16 protein-coding genes are annotated in these 18,836 nt (G+C 41.5%); 4 read left to right on the top strand and 12 right to left on the bottom strand.

The window, feature by feature from the left end:
• Nucleotides 1–70: 70 nt before the first annotated feature.
• Nucleotides 71–1,597: a glucosaminidase domain-containing protein gene (locus ACFSY7_RS04515; RefSeq protein WP_380146994.1), complete on the bottom strand. Its 1,527-nt coding sequence runs from the start codon at nucleotides 1,595–1,597 to the stop codon at nucleotides 71–73.
• A gap of 114 nt (nucleotides 1,598–1,711) precedes the next feature.
• Here ACFSY7_RS04515 and ACFSY7_RS04510 point away from each other — a divergent pair, with 114 nt between their 5' ends.
• Both ACFSY7_RS04510 and ACFSY7_RS04505 read left to right on the top strand, forming a co-directional pair.
• On the top strand, nucleotides 1,712–2,266 hold the full coding sequence (locus ACFSY7_RS04510) for a thioredoxin family protein (RefSeq protein ID WP_380146993.1): 555 nt from the start codon (nucleotides 1,712–1,714) through the stop codon (nucleotides 2,264–2,266).
• Between the two features lie 69 nt (nucleotides 2,267–2,335).
• Complete coding sequence (locus ACFSY7_RS04505) at nucleotides 2,336–2,533, top strand: hypothetical protein (RefSeq protein ID WP_380146992.1); 198 nt, start codon at nucleotides 2,336–2,338, stop codon at nucleotides 2,531–2,533.
• A 229-nt stretch (nucleotides 2,534–2,762) separates the two neighbouring features.
• Here the strand turns inward: ACFSY7_RS04505 and ACFSY7_RS04500 are convergent, their stop codons facing one another.
• From ACFSY7_RS04500 to ACFSY7_RS04490, 3 genes are read right to left on the bottom strand one after another with little or no spacing between them, the layout of a single operon-like run.
• On the bottom strand, nucleotides 2,763–4,307 hold the full coding sequence (locus ACFSY7_RS04500; protein ID WP_380146991.1) for a glycosyltransferase: 1,545 nt from the start codon (nucleotides 4,305–4,307) through the stop codon (nucleotides 2,763–2,765).
• A 52-nt stretch (nucleotides 4,308–4,359) separates the two neighbouring features.
• Nucleotides 4,360–5,157, bottom strand: a complete 798-nt coding sequence (tagH, locus tag ACFSY7_RS04495; RefSeq protein ID WP_380146990.1) for a teichoic acids export ABC transporter ATP-binding subunit TagH — start codon at nucleotides 5,155–5,157, stop codon at nucleotides 4,360–4,362.
• Nucleotides 5,158–5,168: 11 nt separating this feature from the next.
• Nucleotides 5,169–5,978, bottom strand: coding sequence for an ABC transporter permease (locus ACFSY7_RS04490; RefSeq protein ID WP_126990922.1), 810 nt, complete (start codon nucleotides 5,976–5,978; stop codon nucleotides 5,169–5,171).
• A 278-nt stretch (nucleotides 5,979–6,256) separates the two neighbouring features.
• On the opposite strand from ACFSY7_RS04490, the gene ACFSY7_RS04485 reads away from it, so the two are divergent.
• Both ACFSY7_RS04485 and tagD read left to right on the top strand, forming a co-directional pair.
• Nucleotides 6,257–7,408 (top strand): CDP-glycerol--glycerophosphate glycerophosphotransferase, encoded by a 1,152-nt coding sequence (locus tag ACFSY7_RS04485; RefSeq protein ID WP_020189134.1) that lies wholly within the window; start codon nucleotides 6,257–6,259, stop codon nucleotides 7,406–7,408.
• 13 nt (nucleotides 7,409–7,421) lie between these two features.
• Complete coding sequence (gene tagD / locus ACFSY7_RS04480; RefSeq protein ID WP_020189133.1) at nucleotides 7,422–7,811, top strand: glycerol-3-phosphate cytidylyltransferase; 390 nt, start codon at nucleotides 7,422–7,424, stop codon at nucleotides 7,809–7,811.
• A gap of 48 nt (nucleotides 7,812–7,859) precedes the next feature.
• On the opposite strand, the gene ACFSY7_RS04475 is transcribed toward tagD, so the two are convergent.
• The 8 genes from ACFSY7_RS04475 to ACFSY7_RS04440 all read right to left on the bottom strand — a co-directional run bounded on the left by ACFSY7_RS04475 (nucleotide 7,860) and on the right by ACFSY7_RS04440 (nucleotide 18,750).
• A complete protein-coding gene (locus tag ACFSY7_RS04475; RefSeq protein ID WP_380146989.1) occupies nucleotides 7,860–8,687 on the bottom strand; it encodes a methyl-accepting chemotaxis protein in 828 nt (275 codons plus the stop codon).
• 139 nt (nucleotides 8,688–8,826) lie between these two features.
• A complete protein-coding gene (locus ACFSY7_RS04470; protein WP_380146988.1) occupies nucleotides 8,827–12,132 on the bottom strand; it encodes a YhgE/Pip family protein in 3,306 nt (1,101 codons plus the stop codon).
• Nucleotides 12,133–12,216: 84 nt separating this feature from the next.
• Entirely contained in the window at nucleotides 12,217–12,786 is a 570-nt protein-coding gene (locus ACFSY7_RS04465) for a TetR/AcrR family transcriptional regulator (RefSeq protein WP_380146987.1), read from the bottom strand.
• Nucleotides 12,787–13,132: 346 nt separating this feature from the next.
• Nucleotides 13,133–14,671 carry a glycosyltransferase gene (locus ACFSY7_RS04460; RefSeq protein WP_380146986.1) on the bottom strand — a complete coding sequence of 513 codons (1,539 nt, stop codon included), beginning with the start codon at nucleotides 14,669–14,671 and terminating at the stop codon, nucleotides 13,133–13,135.
• Nucleotides 14,672–14,683: 12 nt separating this feature from the next.
• Nucleotides 14,684–15,859 carry a CDP-glycerol glycerophosphotransferase family protein gene (locus ACFSY7_RS04455; RefSeq protein WP_020189129.1) on the bottom strand — a complete coding sequence of 392 codons (1,176 nt, stop codon included), beginning with the start codon at nucleotides 15,857–15,859 and terminating at the stop codon, nucleotides 14,684–14,686.
• Between the two features lie 31 nt (nucleotides 15,860–15,890).
• Nucleotides 15,891–17,024 carry a CDP-glycerol glycerophosphotransferase family protein gene (locus ACFSY7_RS04450; protein ID WP_020189128.1) on the bottom strand — a complete coding sequence of 378 codons (1,134 nt, stop codon included), beginning with the start codon at nucleotides 17,022–17,024 and terminating at the stop codon, nucleotides 15,891–15,893.
• Entirely contained in the window at nucleotides 17,012–18,037 is a 1,026-nt protein-coding gene (locus ACFSY7_RS04445) for a ribitol-5-phosphate dehydrogenase (protein ID WP_020189127.1), read from the bottom strand. Before ACFSY7_RS04445 ends, ACFSY7_RS04450 begins: the two co-directional genes overlap by 13 nt.
• A complete protein-coding gene (locus tag ACFSY7_RS04440) occupies nucleotides 18,037–18,750 on the bottom strand; it encodes an IspD/TarI family cytidylyltransferase (protein ID WP_380146985.1) in 714 nt (237 codons plus the stop codon). Before ACFSY7_RS04440 ends, ACFSY7_RS04445 begins: the two co-directional genes overlap by 1 nt.
• Nucleotides 18,751–18,836: the final 86 nt, after the last annotated feature.

Here is an 18,836-nt window from a genome sequence, read left to right as displayed (position 1 = left end):
TCGTTTTTCGGTCTCTGAGGGGCGATTTTGCACAAAAAAACGTGCTAGTCGCACGTTTTTTGTCTCCGCATTAATACGTTTTAATATAGTTTGATTTCACCCACACCGCTTTTTTCGGTGCTGAAGTTAAGTACACTTTATACCATTTCGCCTTGGCACTATCGCTTTTAGTGACCTTTTTATTGTCCTTTAGCACAAATTGAATCGGTGAATAGGCGAGTGCATTCGAGACGGTCGAATAGTTTGAGCCAGCATTTGAATGCGCGGTCGTCGTCTCGGTAATAAAGCCAAGTGTTTTGGTTGTGAGATGATCACTGCGCACCCAGCCCTGTGTCCCGTCATAGTCAATGCGGTACCAGCGCGCCATTTTCGTCGTGCTAATCGCCACATCGCGCACATCACTATGATAGGCTGTGAGCTTGATTTTCTTTTTCGCCGCATACGTGCCAAGTGTGCGCGCGTACGTGTATGGCAGCGCATAGACAGTTGTCATTTCCTTCGTTGTCGCGGTCATATTCGTTGGCATCGCTTTAAAATGCACAGGCTGCTCCTTTTTCTCAGGTATAATATGCGCATAGTTCTTCGGCGCTGCAAGGGTCATCGCCACCGCTTTTTTCTTTTTATATTCAGTAGCATTATACGGTTTCATTTGCTCCATAAGATTGGCGATTTTTTGAGCCCAGGCGCGGTCTGAAGCATAGCGTACATTCATCGCGAGCGCAGACGGACCGTTATAATAAAGGCCATTTTCCGCTAAATAATTCGTATGGATTTTATAGGCGTAGTAATCTAAGCCCTTTGTGCCACTTGGAAAATACATCGCACACGTCACCGGGCATGAATCATACGCCTGGTAGCCAAAGAAGTTATTTTTATATTGTGCAATGACCGAGCTTCCCCAGCCTGTTTCTAAAATGGCATGCGCAAACATAAACTGCGCGTTAATGCCGGTATCCTTTTGTGCCTCAATAAAAGATGGTGCCAGCTTATACAAAATATTGTCTGGCGTCTTGCCCTTCGTCAGTAAAAAGGCGCGCATCTCCTTCGCTGAAATGGAGGATGCCTTATGTAAATTCATCGCAGCATAGCCGTACATCGTCACCGAATCTTCTGGGAACCAGACGTATTTACCGCCCATTTTTCCTTTATACCAATTTTCGGTGCCAATGGTTTCGTACTGGACCATCGTGATTTTTTTGGCGACGTACTGTGACAAATCGTAGACTACCTCTGTGTCACGCGCGAGTGGCATGGCATATGCCTTCTGTAGGCCAATAATGTATTTGACGTCCTTTTTCGCCGAAATCGTTTTTCGGTTATACAGCTTTAGATTACTTTTTTTAACCCAGCCAATCGTTTTAGAACCCTGCTCGATACGGTAAAATGTACCGTCCACGCGGCGCACATAATACGAGTGATTTGCGCGACTCCCCGCCTTTGATTTTGATGCCTTCGCATCTGCTTTTTTGTAAATATACACCTTGCTGCTCGTCAGCTGTGCAATTTGATTTGTTTTTTTCTCGGTGGCATCGGCCGGCATTTCTAAAAATAAAAAGCAGCCGATCATCATACTAAGTGCGAGCAACCATGTTTTCATATTCCTATACCTTCTTTCATTCTCACTACTCTACATATCGTCTAGTTCTTGAGGTTTTCTAGTTGTAAAAGTTCCCAGCTATCAGGCACAATAAAGAAAAAGGGAGGAATTATCATGAAAACTGAACAACAATATTTTGACGAAGCACTACCAATGCACGACTATATTGCACAAATGGACGTACCTTTTTTAAAGGAAGGCACTGAAAAAATTTATAACCAGTTCGACGTACCGAATGACGGCTTTGCGGAGCGTTTAGCAGGTCATAAAATTTTAGCAATCACTGAAAACTGGTGCGGCGATGCGATGCTAAACAACCCGATCATGCTAAAAATTGCGGAGGCCGCTGGTATCGAAATGCGCGCCGCTTTCCGTGATGCAGATACCGATTTAATCGACAACTATTTAACAAATGGTGGCCGTGCGATTCCGATTTATTTAGTATTAAATGAAGCTGGCGAGGTTGTCGCAAAATGGGGTCCTCGTGCACCAGAGCTTCAATTATTAGTCGTGAATGGTCGCGCTGAGCTTCCGCCAAAAGAAGACGAAGACTATGCAGCAGCTGAAAAAGCGCTATACGGTGGCCTTCAACAAAAATACATCGCCGAATCACAATGCTGGTCATGGGTGTATGAAGATATTAAACGCGTCGTAACCGCGGCATTATAAGGATATAACTTAACCATCTGGAACAATATAAGAACAAAAGGACACTTTCACGAAGAAAAATCGTTGGAAGTGTTTTTTTTTTGGACGAAAAAAGCGTATTCGACGAGAGATAATTTTGTCGCACAAGACCAAGGTGCATCTAAACAGACAGTAGATGAAGAAATTGTAGATGAGTATGAGCAAGCAGACAAAGAAAAAGGCGCTATCATGGGCATGTCCTGTAAAGACACGCCCGCTGATAACGCCCGTATGAACTATCACATTTGATAAAGGTAACGGCATGGTGTATACAAAAAAGATCGTAAATAAGAATTTGACGGCGACTCCTAGGGGAGCCCTAGCCCTTAGCATGAGTGGAAGACCCCGCAGTGAGCTTGCGAGCGAGGAGGCTTCCGCCATGCCCCAGGAAAGCGTCCGTCAAATTTAGCTGAAAGATATTGTCTTTTTCTTTGTCTCACTTTCGTGGGTCAGTTCTCTATGCACAATTCCTTCTTTATTAAATTAACGGCGCTTTTGGCGTATATGCCTCGATATGATCAAGCAGCGCAAGCCAGTTTTTACTGTAAAGCTCTGCTGTGTAGCGCGCTTCGGCCTGCTGTTTCGCTGCCGCGCCCATTTTCTTCGCCTTCTCCTCATCGAGCATGTCAATCATGGCTTCTGCAAGTGCCTCGACATTATGCGCGTCAACAAGCAAGCCAGTTTCACCGTCTGTAATCGCTTCGGCTGCACCAAAGGCCACATTGTAGGCAATGACTGGTGTGCCGTTAGCGAATGCTTCGCCAATGCTCGATGACTGACCATCGGATTCTGACACAATCACATTAGCCGCAGCACCTGCTAGCACCTCATCAATATTTAATTGATAGCCATGTACAGTGACGGCATCTTTTAGCTGCAGCTTCGCGATTTGTTTATTCATCGCTTCTTTACGCTGCTTCGTTAGCTTGCCGTAAAGCGCTAATTTCGCCTCTGGGTCCTTGTCGACCACGGCCTTAAAAGCCTCGATTAACTCACTCGTTGCATGCCCTGCATCATAGGATGACACGGAGACGAATTTTTTCATATCACGCACGACATCTGGCTCCGTTGACTCAAAGTAATCCGGCATGACGAACACATTCTCGCGGTCGCCAATCGTTTGCTCTAGGTGGCGGCGCTGTGCTTCTGTCGTCACGACGATTGGATAACCCTTTGGCATCACCTGCAGTAAAATGGCGGCATCCTTCTCCATTACAAGTGGCTCGAAGCTTTCGACATGACTTGTATGACGCATATAAATACGGCTGGCATTGTCATGTTCAAGATTGCTCACGCGCTCGACTGTTGAAGGCTGCTCTGCAATAATGATTGGCTTCACTGCTTCTAGGTTTACTAATTCATCGATCCACGCAGTTTGTAGCTGCTTCATCGACGGGAAGACCATCGCTTTTGAATAGCTCGGGTCAAATAGGAAAACGGACTGCTGACGATCTGTTTCATTGTTGTACCAAATCGTTAAATAGCAAAAGCCGCTATGTGTAAAGTAGCGCTCCTGATTTCGTTTATTATTCGCCGGGTGATATAGTGTTTCGCGGGCTAAATAGCCATCCGGGTGAAACTCGCGGCGGCTTGTACGCACGCGGTTGTCATCGAACTCATCGACGATCATGAGCTGCCCATTTTTATCCCAGCGCTTATATTTCGTATAGACGCCGTTGACAAAGTAGCGCGCGGTATCGCCATTATCCTCTACCCAGTAGCCCTCTTCAAACTTCGTGATACTGTTTTCGTAATAGGCTTTTTGTGCGGCAGACATTGATTTTTCGTTAAATTTTTCAGCGTAATAATCATAGACATTCAACACGGGCACTGCGTCTGGAATAAAGCCGAATGCCTTTAATTCACGCGTGATTTGTGGATAATCAAATGAAAAATCCATCGTTAAAATGACCGGCTGGTAGCCATGCTTTAAAAATTGTTTTGCTTGTTTAAAAACCGAGCGATTCATGCCCGATGGTTTGATTGATAAGTTCCACATCGTTAGGAAAATGGTTTTTCGCATTGTTCGTTCCCCCAATTAAAAAGAGGCAGCCAGTAATTGGCTAGCCCCTTGTTTAGTCATGCTTTCGTCCTGCGGCAAGGCTATCACGAAAGGCCTTCTGTTCTGTTTCAGATAACTTATTATATTTACGTATGAAGGTGCGGTAGTTTTTCATGACCGTATTGGTTGGTCCAAACTCGCGTAAATGACCGCCTTCAATCCAAGCGATTTTCGTACAGAAGTTCTCGACTTGTTTTGTATTATGGCTGACGAAGAAAATCGTCTTGCCACGTTTTTTATATTCCATCATTTTAGCTAATGATTTGTCTGTAAAGGTTTGGTCCCCAACCGATAATGCCTCGTCAATGACGATAACATCTGGGTCTGCTGTGACACTAATCGCGAAGCCTAGTTTTGCCTTCATCCCGCTTGAGTATTGCTTTACAGGCTGATTAATAAAATCGCCTAGCTCTGAAAACTCAATGATTGCTGGCATAACTTCCTCGATTTTTTCTTTACTATAGCCCATCAATAAACATTTAAACTCGATATTTTCTTTACCTGTTAAATTATTGGATAGACCAGACTTAATGGCGATGACACTTACTTCCCCTTCAACGATGACTTCGCCTGAAGAGGCAGGTGTGAGGCCGCCGATAATATTTGATAGCGTCGATTTACCGGAGCCGTTAATGCCGACAAGCCCGACGATATCGCCTTCTTCTACTGAAAACGTAATGCCTTCAATCGCATCGAACTTACGCCCTTTCTTCTTTTTAAATGGAAGAAGTAGGTCGGTGAGTTGCTCGGATTTCGATTCATACATTGAATACGTTTTCGTCACATTTTTTAAAATAACTGTTTTTGCCACCGTAAATCCTCCTAAATGAAGTCAGAGAAGCGTGTTCTGAACTTGAAGTGTGCTTTCGCGCCTAAGAATAGGAACACGAAAATAAGTGCTAAATTATAAAGTGTTAGCTCCCAGTGCGTAATGATGTACCATTCGCCGTTTAATAATGAGGCGCGGTAGCCATTTGCTAGGAAGTAAAACGGATTCAGCTGCAAGATGTTCGCTAGCCAGTCAGGAAATTTGTCTGAACGATCCCATAAAATTGGCGAGATAAAGAACATCGCTTGTAGTAATGATTGGATTAGCATTTGTAAATCACGCACAACGACGGTTAATGTCGACGTTAAAAGCGTAATCGAAAAGGCTAATAAATAGCTTAGTGGGATAAAGAATAGAAGCTGTATATAATAGATAGTTGGTAAGTAACCACTAAACCAGAAAACAATCATAATAATTCCAACGAGCGCTAGATGACTGTAAAATTTGCTTGTAATAATGTAGCTAGGGATGGCTGATAGTGGGAAGTTCATCTTGGCGACGGTATTATACTTCTGGTAAATCGACTTTGAGCCGTCTAAAATGGCCTTGTTGATAAAGAACCAGAATGAAATACCGGCGAGCATCCAAAGGACATATGGCATGCCATCAATTGGTTCATTACGGTTCATTGCATAACCGAATACAAACCAATACATCACCATTTGGATTGCTGGATTTAACACTTCCCAGACAACGCCTAAATAATTGTTGTTGTTATCGATTCGCATTTGGAACTTTGCCAAACGCTGAATCAAGTAAAAGGAGCTGATTTGCTCTTTTACGATTTTGATTAAATCTTTCATGTAGTGTTCCTCAATTCCACGAAATTAGGTTAATAATCCACATCATAGTATAACATAGAACATTCGCTGAAACTTGCGAAAAAAGAGAATTTTGTCGAAATCTCTCTACCTTTTGACGGGTTGTAAAACATGTCATTTTCACTGTAAATTTCTTATTTTGAAGCCTTATTTCCTTTTTCTGCTTCTTTGTTAGTGAAAAGCTCTTGTTCAATCGAGCTCAATTTTGCGCTATAATAGGCGATAGGGTTTTCAATTCTATCTAGAAAACAGGTGACTGTATGAGAAAAGAATGGATCATTACCCTCTTTTTAATCGTCAATAAAATCTTTTTTAACACATTTAAGCTGTCTAAAAAAACAAATAACATCGTTTTTTTATGTGATTTCGGTGACAATGCCGAATATGTCACGAAAGAACTTGGTCGACGAGGCTATCAGGATGTTGTCGTTTTAAAAACCGGCAAATGTAAAACGTCTTTTAAAGACGCTGGTGTAGGCGAAATTGTTTCATTTAAGCCGACAAAGCCTTTTGAGTATTTGCGCGGCTTGAAACGACTTGCTACGGCGCGCACTGTCCTAATCGACAACTATGCCGCCATTCTTAGCGTCTGTCATTTTAACGACGAAGTGGAAGTCATTCAGCTCTGGCACGCGGCTGGTGCCGTAAAGAAATTTGGGATGGCCGACCCAAGCTTGACTTATCGCACACCAAGAGCAATAAAGCGTATTGCAAAGGTGTATGAGGAAATGGATAAGATTGTCGTTGGCTCACCGTTTATGGCTCAAATTTTTGCGAGAGCATTCCAAAAAGAGAGCAATGCGTTTTTACACACAGGTATTCCACGTACTGATTTCTTCTTTGATGAGAAAGCAAAGAACGAGACAATGGATAAGGTGTACGACACGTATCCAGAGTTGCGCGGTAAGAAGGTCGTTCTGTACGCACCGACTTTCCGTGACAATGAATTATCACAGCAACAAATCCCACTCGATTTCGTCAAAATTGCATCACAGCTTGGCGATGACTATCGATTAGTGATTAAATTGCATCCAGCGGTCGTGCATGACTTAAATGCCTTCCGTCATCCATATATTATCAATGTAGCAAACAAATTATCCGTAAACGATTTGCTGCTTGTCACCGATTACTTGGTGAGTGATTATTCATCGATTCCGTACGAATTTGCACTTCTTGGCAAGCCACAAATTTTTTACCCATATGATTTAGAACAGTACCAAATGAGCCGCGGTTTTTGGGATTCCTATGACCAGGTTGTGCCAGGTCCCGTCGTTGATAGCGACGAGGAGCTTGTGCACACACTGATGCATATGGACTTTGATTTACCACAGGTTGAGCAATTTGCTGCAAAGTGGAATTGCTACTCAGACGGTCATACCGCACAAAAGCTTGTAGACTACTTACTGAAATAGGAGTGATTTGTAAATGAAGACCGTTCTTACATACGGAACATTCGATTTACTGCATGTCGGACATATAAATCTTTTGCGTCGTGCGAAAGCCCTCGGTGACAAGCTAATTGTTGCCATTTCCACAGATGAGTTTAATGCGATGAAGCATAAGCAAGCGTATTACCCGTTTGAGCAACGCAAACAGATTTTAGAGGCCATCCGTTACGTGGACCTCGTGATTCCAGAAGAAAACTGGGAGCAAAAAATATCAGACGTTCAAAAATACGACGTCGATACGTTCGTCATGGGTCATGACTGGGAGGGTGAATTTGACTTCTTAAAAGAATACTGCGAAGTCATCTATCTTCCGCGCACAGATGGTATTTCTACAACGAAAGTGAAATCAGATTTAAGCGAGCATTAAATTAAAAAGAGGAAAAAAGCACTCAACAGGCTGTTGAGTGCTTTTTTGTTACATCACTGCTGATTCTTTAAAGAAATTCGTCAGCTCATCATTTAAACGGTGTAAATCTTCAATTACATGACTAAAATTTTGTACGAGTGTTGCTTCCTCTTCAGAAGCTGTTGAAATTTGCTCAATATTTGCTTGCAGTTTTGACAAATCTTGTTGCACTCGTTGAATAACTGTTTCAATTTGAACCGTTGATTTTGCCGTTTGTTCTGAAAGGTTGCGGACTTCTTGTGCCACAATATTAAAGCCAGCGCCGTATTGTCCTGCACGCGCCGCTTCAATTGACGCATTTAAGCCAAGTAAATTCGTCTGACGCGACACATCTTTAATCATGCCCGTAATTGCATTCGTTTGCGCCGCATTTTCAAGTGCATGCTCTGCTTGCGAGGCGACTTCTTCACTCGATGCCGCAAGCTCTTCTGAGTGCGATGCAATCGTGTGCACATTGTCTTGAAGATTGGACACAATCTTATTAATTTGCTCTAAATAGCCTTTAATTTTTTCCTCGCGCTCTACTGGTAAACCAATCGCTAATGCACCGACTACTTCATGTCCTTCGCGTACTGGAAATGCAAAGGCATTAATCGCAACACCATAAACATTTTTGTCGATATACACATCGGCATTACGACCACTAAATGCCGTATATACATTATTGTCTTGTGGATTTACCGTCTGCCCATCCACATAGCCTGAATCTACATTACGACCTGCGAAATATTTAACAATCGTGTCGCTTTTTTTATCTGCGACTGCAACAATCGCTTCTCCACGTAAAATTTGATGAATATATGGCGCAGCCAATACTAATGCGTCAATTTGATTCATATTTAAACCCTCCTTTTACCCATCTATAACTAAAGTAAAACATATTTCCAAATATTTTACAAAAATAAATTACAAAAGACTATTTTATCGCAAAAAAATAGAGTGAATACCTAATATAATGGATTCACTCTATTATAAATTATTGTTTTACCGCACTATGGCGTTTTTTAAATACTAATAGGAAGTACATAAATGTAATCGCATAAGCTACGATTGCTACGACAACAAGTACCGCGATATTTTTCCAGAAGAACGGCATATCGCCTGTTGAAATAGCTGCTTTAAATCCTTGAATTGAATACGTCATTGGCATGAATGTATTTAATTTTTGGAAGAAGCTTGGTAGCATTTCAAGTGGGAATGTACCCGCACTTGATGTTAATTGCATCACCATAAACACAAGCATAATGTAACGACCGACATCATTGAAGATCGATACGAGCATTTGTACAAGTCCAATGAACGTGTAGCTTGCGACAAGCGCCATGAGATAGACCGCAAAGAGATTTTCTGTATGGAGGCCAAGGAATAATTTCACGACTGTTACGATGATGATTGCTTGGAAGAAGCCCATCACAAGTAAGACAGACGTTTTACTCCAGTACCACGCACTTGCGCTTGTTGGCTGTACGGCAGGATGTGTCACATTGAAAATAACCGTAATAACAAGTGCCCCAACGAGAAGACCCATTGAGATAAAGTATGGTGCAAAGCCTGTACCGTAGTTTTCTACCGCGTTTTGCTCTTTCTTATCAAGCTCGACTGGCTCTGCTTCCATATTGTATGTTTTTTCATCTGCATCGACATCTGCCTCGTCTTTGGCATCTGCAAGTTTTGTTTGAAGCTCTTTCGAACCGTCTGTTAGGTCATTTTGACCGTTTAGTAATTTAGTAGAGCCATCAGCAAGTTCCGTAGAACCGTCTGCTAAGTCTCCTGTACCTTTGTGTAAATCACCGAGACCTGTTTTCAGTGAATTGGAACCTTCATCTAATTGACCAAGACCAGATACAAGTGAGCCAGAGCCATCTGCTAATTGTGTCATACCAGATTGTAGGTTACCTGCACCTGTTTGTAATTGACCTAGACCACCATTTAAGTCATTAGCACCTGTTGTGAGCTGACCTAAGCCAGTTGTTAAATCGTTTGAACCTGTTTGGAGTTGACCTAAACCATTGTTTAAGTCGCCCGCTCCTGTTGCCAGTGTACCGAGACCATTGTTAAGGTCGGTCGCGCCTGTTTGAAGCTTTCCAAGGCCACCGTTTAAATCAGTCGCACCTGTTGCCAGTGTGCCGAGACCTTTATTAAGATCTGTCGCACCTGTTTGAAGTTGACCAAGGCCGCCATTTAAATCAGTCGCGCCGGTTGCCAGTGTACCGAGACCTTTATTTAAATCAGTTGCACCTGTTGAAAGTTTTCTAAGGCCACTATTTAAATCGGTCGCGCCGGTTGCGACTGCTGAAGCGCCGTCACTTAATTCACTTGCGCCCTTTTGTAATTCAGGCACTTTACTGTTTAATTCAGTGGCACCGCTTGCTAATTGTTTCGCGCTATCATTTAATTCATTAGCGCCAGCAATTGAGCTATCCCAGCCGTCTGCAAGTTTCGTTGTTCCTGCTGCTAATTCATCTGAGCCTGCTGCTAATTGATTCACAGCGCCTTTAATTCCGACTGTTTGCTCTGTACCATTTAAACCTTCCGCAACAGCTTTTGATAATGCTTTCGCATTTTCAGTTACGTCCGCTTTTGATGGTAGATTGCTTGCTGTATCAGAAATTGTTTTTTGAGCATCGGCTGTTGAGTTCGCTGCAGTCGCTGCTTTTGCTGTGGCATCCTTTGTCGCATTTGCCGCTTCAAGTAATGCCGCTTTTTGACTTTCGTCTATTTCTAAGGCATTAATTTGATCAACTAATGCTTGTGCACTTGCGTCTGCATTGGCTGCTGTTTGTGCGCCATCTGCTGTGACCGCATTTGCTTTTTCGACTGCATCTTTCAGTGGTGCTGTCTCATCTGTTGATGTTGGAACCGCATCTAATGCTATCGCTAATTGATTGGCCGCATCTGCAAGAGACGGGATTTTTTCATTTAAAGTATTTAATCCTGTTGATAAATCAGTTGCACCTTTATTCAATTCATTGATTTGTGGCTGCTGTTCGGTAAGTGATGTGACAAGCTTACCTGTCCCTTCTTTTTGAAGCTTTGTCGCACCATCGGCTAATTGCTGTGTGCCATCTTGGAACTGACCTGCACCATCGGCTAAGTCACTAGCACCACTTGCTACTTTTTTTGCACCATCCGCTACTTTTTCAGAACCTGTTGTCGCTGATTTTGCACCGTCTTCAAGTTTTTTAGAACCTGATTTTGCTGATTTTGCACCGTCTGCTAGTTGTTGTGAACCATCTTTCGCAGAGTTAATCCCGTCTTTCAATTGTGTAGACCCTGATTTTGCAGATTTCGCACCGTCTGCTAGCTGTTGTGAGCCATCTTTGGCTGAACCGATGCCGTCTTTCAACTGCTTCGAACCGTCCTTCGCGGAAGTAGCACCGTCTGCTAGCTGTTGTGAACCGTCTTTCGCTGACGTAATTCCTGTATTTAATTGCTCAGAGCCTGATTTTGCAGATGTTGCACCATCCGCTAATTGTTGTGAGCCATCCTTCGCTGATGTAATCCCTGTTGCTAATTGATTGGAGCCATCTTTCGCAGAGCCAATCCCTGTATCAAGTTGAAGTGCACCGTCTTTTGCTGAAACGATCCCGCTATGTAGCTCTGTAGCACCTGATTCCGCATCTGCAGCGCCTGTATTCAGTTGGATCGAGCCATCCTTCAATTGAAGAATACCGTCTTGTAAATCCGTTGTCCCATCGGCTAATTTTTTAGAACCATTTTTTAATTTTTTCGCACCTTTTGAAGCGTCACCGTAGCCATCACTCATTTTTTTAATGTTATCGAATAATTGCTCTGAGTACGTTTCGGCTACTTTTGTATTCACTTTCGTACGAATTTTTTCCATCGCTGAATTAGTAACTTGCGATGCCAAGAAGTTTAAGCCTTGGTTTTGTTTATATTTCAGTGTCATTTTCTCAGGGTCTTTATCTAATAAAGTTCCTGCATTTTCACTGAAGTTTTCTGGGATTTCAATCGTCATATAATACTTTCGATCATCTAACCCTTTTTGCGCTTGTTCCTCTGTTACCTCATGGAAATCTAAACTTTTATCTTTCAGCAATTCATCGACTAAGTCATCACCGACTGTTAATTCTTTGCCTTCTACCTTTGCCCCAACGTCTTGATTGACGATAGCAACAGGTACTTTATCTAATTTGCCATACGGGTCCCAAAAAGACCATAGGAACATGCCTGCGTAAATGATTGGAACAAATAAAATGGCTGCTAATGAAATCATGAGCATTTTATTTGAAAAAATCTGCTTCCATTCTTCTTTAAACATGCATGTGACCCTCCTTTATTTTATATTCGGAAATACCAACTGACCCATTTCTTGAATTAGTCATTTTTGAGCAAAAAAATACGATTAGGGTGTAAGCCCTCTAAAAATCGTACCTTGGAAAAGCTCAATAATTTGCTCTTCTGTCAGCTCATTTTCATGATAATCTGACCATTCAACGGCAACTGCAAGATAAGCTTTCAGCAACAAGTACGCCACTAATCGCGTATCATTTGCGACCATTTCACCTTTTGACACCGCATACTCGATTCGCTCCTCTAAGAACGATAGCAGCGCATCCTCAATCTTCGTCATCATCGTATGAACTTCTGGTGTGTTCATTGATTTCTCTTCTTCAATTAATTTGGCATAAAGCTTATGCATCTCACGAAATTCTAAAATTTTCATTAACACATGATGTGCATTTTTCGTAAATGGTAGGTCATGATCAATAACCGCTTCTACCTCTCGCTTCATCTCTGCAACCATTTGAAGCGCAATATGTTCGAATAATACGTCCTTGTTTTTGAAGAACGTATAAATCGTGCCCTTACCGACCTTTGCAAGTTTTGCGATTTGGTCCATTGTCGTTGCTTTATAGCCAAATAAAGTGAATGACTGACGTGCTGCTTCGATAATTTCTGTACGGCGATCCATGTCACTCAACTCTCTCTCTCGTATTTTCTCTAAAACTGACCAGAAACCTAATCCGGTCATCTAGTCATTTATTCTATCACGATTCTAAAAAAATTCAACCGTTTTGCGTAAAAGAACGATGGATTGATTTCTAACAAACGAAAAAAAAGCGCCGGGATATGCGCTTTCTTTCGAAAAAAGTGAATGGGTTAAGGTAGAAGAAGCTGGTGAAACTTCTTCTATACCTAATCTATCATCTGACGAGCTTGTACTCAATAACATGCGCCAACACAAAAAAATGGCCTAAAAAAAGTGCGGAAAAATGACTTTCCTGCACTCCATCGATGCTTTTTTTCAGCTAAAGCGATTATTTTGCTGCTAGTTCTGAAAATAAGGCATCCCATTTTTTATACTGATCCACAAAATGATAGTGATTTTTGACAAGTTCATGCCCTGCCTCACCCATCGCTTTTGCACGCGCTGGGTCTTTAAATAATTCAATCATCGCATCCGATAAGGCTTCCTTGTCGCCATCTGGTACAATCGATGCGAGCTTCGGATTATCGTACATTTCTTCTACTAAGTAGTTAATGTCAAATGCGACAACCGCTGTTTTATTTGCGTACGCCTCTAGCGCGACAAGTGATTGTCCCTCATAAAGCGACGTAATAATCGTAAATTGCGACTCTGCAAACACATCATCCGCATTGGTCGTATAGCCTTTGAAGAACACATGATTCGTTAATTTTAATTTACGAACCAGCTTACGTAGCTCAGGCTCTTCATCACCTGTACCATAAATATTCAAAATCGCATCCGGCTCTTCTCGCACAACTAATTTAAATGCACGAATCGCTAAATGGATACGTTTTTCAGGTGCTAGTCGACTAACAATCGACGCAACAAATGGCTTCTTCTCTACTACATTTTGGCGCACATTCATCGCATGTGAAATGACATGATAATCAAAGTTATCGCCAAAATCCGCTTCTAAATCGGCTTTTTGATGCTCGGTTAACACGACAACCGGTACATGCGCTTCTTTATTCGCAAATAAACGCTTATGATTGTCCTTCAGCTCGCTCCCCTGCGTAAATGGCTCTTCATACACCGTTGTATGAATGGCGTAAATCCGATGCGCAAGTGATGGCGACATCTTTTGAAGCTTCGTCGCAGAACCAGGACCATCACAAATAAAGTATGGCTTCGTATCCTCAGCCCTTGCAAGCTCTTCTAAGAAATATGCGTGAAACTCCGTATTATTTTCAAATGACACAACTTCTTTTTTATCGGTGCCAAACAACACAATACGCTGCTGCTTGCCTGTGCCTGAATTAAACCAGCGCGCTAAGTAGCAATGACCATCCGGCGTATAATGTAAAATCTGATTGAGCCCCCCGTTTTTCGGGTGGTACGTCGATTTACGAATCAAATAGCCCTCAGGATGGTACTCCTCGGTATAAGCGATGACACGCGTATTTGAATAATAGTAATCAATGCTTGCAAGTTGTCCGTTCGTATCCCACTTTTTATGCTTTACGAACTGGCCATTTAAAAAGTACAGCGTCGCCTGCTCATCATCCTGTATTTTATAGCCCTTTTCTTCACGCTTATGAAGCTGCTCGTAATGCTCGCGGTCCTCGTCACTGACATTTTTATCGCGCGTCATTTTCTTGCGGTAATAATCATAGACATTAATAATAGAAGCTTCGCTATCAAGTCGACCGTCGTCATGCAACTGTTTTTCAACCTCCGCATAGCCATACTGCTTATCATCGAACGTCACGATATGACTGCGGTAGCGCTCGTTATTAAACATATGGGTACGACGGAACATGACACTATTGATGCCGCCCTTATGAACATCTACATCCCATACAACCATAAATACTGTGCGTTTTGTCATCGCTTCTCACTCCTACTTGCGGTTCATACAATCGATAACAAGCTGTGCTACACGTTCAGTAGACTTACCATCTAAATCATCGAAGAATTTATCGGTGAATTCCGTTAAATCGACTACCTCGTCTGCACGATGTTTGTTCATTGACGCAACAAGCTCATCGGTATTACGTACGACATCTCCTGGTGTAAATTCGTCGTAGGATACGTAGAAATCGCGTGATGCCACGTATTCTTCTAAGTCGAAGCAGAAGAAGATCATCGGTTTGTTTAATAACGCAAACTCGAAGCAAACAGATGAGTAGTCGGTAATTAAAATATCGGTAATAAATAAAATATCATTAACAGAAGGATATTTTGTGAAATCTTTAATTTTATCGCGATATTCTACTGGAATTTTAAATTTCTTCTTAACGAATGGATGCATTTTAATTAAGAACACATCGTTTTCGCCAAGTGACGCATATAATTTATCGAAATCAAGCATATGGTGTGGGAAGTGGGCACTTGTTTGGCCATTACCACGGAATGTCGGCGCATATAATGTCACATGCTTGCCTTCAAGCTCTGGATATTTTCCGTACATCATCGCTTGTTTATCTGCTTTGTATTGCTCATCGAAAAATACATCCGTACGCGGCACACCTGTTGCCACAACTTTTGATTCGTCGATACCAAAGCCCTCTGCATAAAACGGTGCGACATATTTTGAACTTACAATCGCTTTTGTATAGTTTTTATGCGATACAGACGTTGGCTTTGGACCACCTGGCTTACCCATACGGCTAAAGCCGAACGTTTTGAACGCCCCAACTGCATGCCAAATTTGAATTAAATCGGCACCTTTGCGGATTTTCAGTGGATAAATCATTGGGTAAAAGTCATCGAGCATGATAACTTTTGATGTAGCGATATTGTACGCTAATTGAATAATTTCAATGTAGCGTTTACGTTTTTTCACACTTGGTTTTAATAAAAAGTAATACTTATAGTTCTCACGACGTTGTAACTCATCATAAACCATTTGGAAGTTATCACTTAAATCTTTACGGCTATCTGATAGAATCGATACTTTATTTTTTTGAATTGGGAGCATCGAGAAACCTTTATACATCGCTTGGAAAATTTCTTTTTTAAATTTACGGTCTAACTTTTTCTTAAACGATTCTTTTTTCTTCTTTTTTGTTGCCATTTGTCTACCTCTTTTCGAAACAAAATCATCCTTAATTGGATTCAAATAGATGTTGTACGATTTTTTTCGATACATCCTCTGTGTGGCTGAAATTAAACTCCACCATACGCGATGTATCATACTGTTCATTTTTCTTGCGGTTGTTAATCCAAGAAACAAGCGCGTGTTGTTCTTGTAAAATCGTACCATCCGAAATAGCTTCAAGTGGACGATAAAGCCCTCTGCTTGCTGTATACTCCGCTAAATCTGGCACGTAATGTGCAAGTGGGCGTTCGAATAATGCAAATTCAAAAATCGCTGATGAATAATCCGTAATAAATGCGTCTGCTATTGGCATCCATTCATTTAATGGGTGCTGATAATCGAGCACGATATTATCAAATTGTGTCAACACACTCCACTCAGTACGGTCCGAATACGGGTGCGGCATAACGATAAGCTGAATATGGGGCGCTAATTGCGGTGCAATCGTTTGTAGCACAGCGAGCCAGTCTAGGTTCGACTCACTTTGGCCACTTTTCGCACGATACGTTGGCGCAATCAATACTTTACAGCGCTCTAGTTGAACCGGTGTTAATGCATCACTCGGCACAACTTCCTCACCGAGTAGGTCCGTACGCGGAATCCCTAGTGGATACACTTGATTTTCCGACATATTAAACGCTTCTGCGTAATACGGTACGACCGCCTTTGATGATACATAGACATGCGAATAATGCATATGGACAGGCACAATATTTAAATACTGTGAGGACGGTCCAAATTTCGTATCCTTCGTACTATACCCGAATTTTTTAAATGCACCTGCTGCATGCCATAATTGAACGAATTTTGTTTCTTTACGTGGATTTATTAGATAAACCGGTAAGAAATAATCGTCTAGTAACACCATTTTTGCATTAGCGATAGCCGGAAGCTCTTTAAATAACGCAAGTCCCATTTGCTTAGGTGCCTTGCGTATTTCGATATGCATTTCCGGATGCGTCTTTTGGATTTCACGCACGACGGCCTTTAGATTGCCCTCTAGCTGATTCGAGCGATAGGTGTAGACGACAATTTTTTTCTCATCAATCGATTTTTGCTCTAAAACGAAATAGAAGAATCTATAAATTGCTTTATAGATTCTTTGGATTGTATATTGGATTGTCTTTTTTAGATTTTCCATAACATGACGCTCTTACCCCATGAGCTAGATAAGTCACTTTCAAAGGCAGTGATAATGTCTTTAACAGATGTCACTTCTTGTGTGTATCCAACTAATGTCGATAAGTACTCAGGAATTTCAGGATGTGCTTTATAAAGATCCACTGTTTTTTGGAAATCAACAGCACCACTACGGCTTGAGCCAACAAGTGTTAAGCCTTTTTCAAGGACCATACGTGTGTTGATTTCTACAGGATATTCACTTACACCTAATAAGCAAAGTGTTGCTTCAGGATGTACGTGGTCGATCATTTGGTCGATTGCGTATTGGCTACCTTTACCGCCAGCACATTCGAATGCATGGTCTACCATGTAGTCCTCAGGGATTTCGTTAATGAAGATTTTTTCGTCAACGAATGAGAAGTGGTCTAATTTATATTGTGTTTTACCAAAGATGGTTACTTTGCAGTCTGGGTACATGTATTTTAATAATAGACATGTGATGAAACCTAAGTTTCCATCGCCCCAAACGCCAAATGTACCGCGGCGTTTAATTGCTTTGCGTTCAAAGCGAGCGATTGAATGCGTAGCGATAGTTACTAATTCTGTAAATGCCGCTACTTCCATATTCATATCTTCTGGTAATACGACTAAGCGGTCACGATTTAAGAACACATAATCTTGCATGAAGCCATCGTAGCCTGAAGAACGGAACTTACTAGAGCGTAAGTAGTTTTCTGCTACATATGGGTCTTCCTCTGTTGGTGTATTCGGTACCATAACAACTTTTGTGCCGACTGCATATTCACCAGTTGGGTCGTAAGCGACTTCCCCTACACCTTCATGGATTAATGCCATCGGTAATTTTTTCTTCATCGCTTCTTCGCCGCGTGTTCCTGTGTAGTAACGTTGGTCTGCAGCGCAAATTGAAAGGTGAGTTGGACGTACAACGACGTGGTCAGAAGAAATTGCACGGTCCTTATAAGTTACTTCGATCTGGCGAGCAGATACTAATCGATAAATTTGGTTAATCATTATTTATCTAAACTTCCTTTTAAAATTGAATTCGCCACGTTTAAATCGTAAGGCGTTGTCACTTTAATGTTATAACTTTCACCACGTACTAATTTAACTTTCTCACCTTTGATTGCGAAGATTTTACATGCATCTGTTAAGATTTCTTTTTCATCTTGAGACAGGCTATTATAAAGCTCTTGTAATTTTTTGATGTTGAATGTTTGTGGCGTTTGGCCTTGGAACATATGGCTACGCACTGGAATTTGTGTAATAAATTCGCCGTCTTGTGATTCAACGATTGTATCGATAGCTTCGATCACTGTATCAACTGAACCAAATTCAAGACCTGCATCGATATTTTGCTCGATGATGCGGTGTGTTAAGAATGGACGTACGGCATCATGTGTTACTAAAATATCGTCGTCGTTTAAGCCGTTTTGCTTATCGATTGCTGCGATGACATTCATGATTGTGTCATTACGGTCTGCGCCGCCTTGGATTACTTCAACTTTTGGTAAATCTAGTTGATGTTTTTTCACAAGATCGCGTGTGTATTGAACCCAATCTTTTGGTACCGCGATGAAAATTTTATCTAGACGATTGTTTAGAATAAATTTCTCTAATGTATGGATGATGATTGCTTTATCATTTAATGTTAAAAATTGTTTAGGCATTGGTACGTTACCCATACGAGTTCCTTTACCACCTGCTAAAATACCTGCATAAATCATGTATAGCACCTCATTGATTATAAAATTAATTATTATTATTTTTGGAATTTATCTCTAAAAGTAAGAATAGCATAAATACCTTTCAA

The organism is Kurthia populi (genome assembly GCF_042686175.1).
Classification (GTDB): Bacteria; Bacillota; Bacilli; order Bacillales_A; family Planococcaceae; genus Kurthia; species Kurthia populi.
This window is presented reverse-complemented; position numbering and strand designations above follow the sequence as displayed.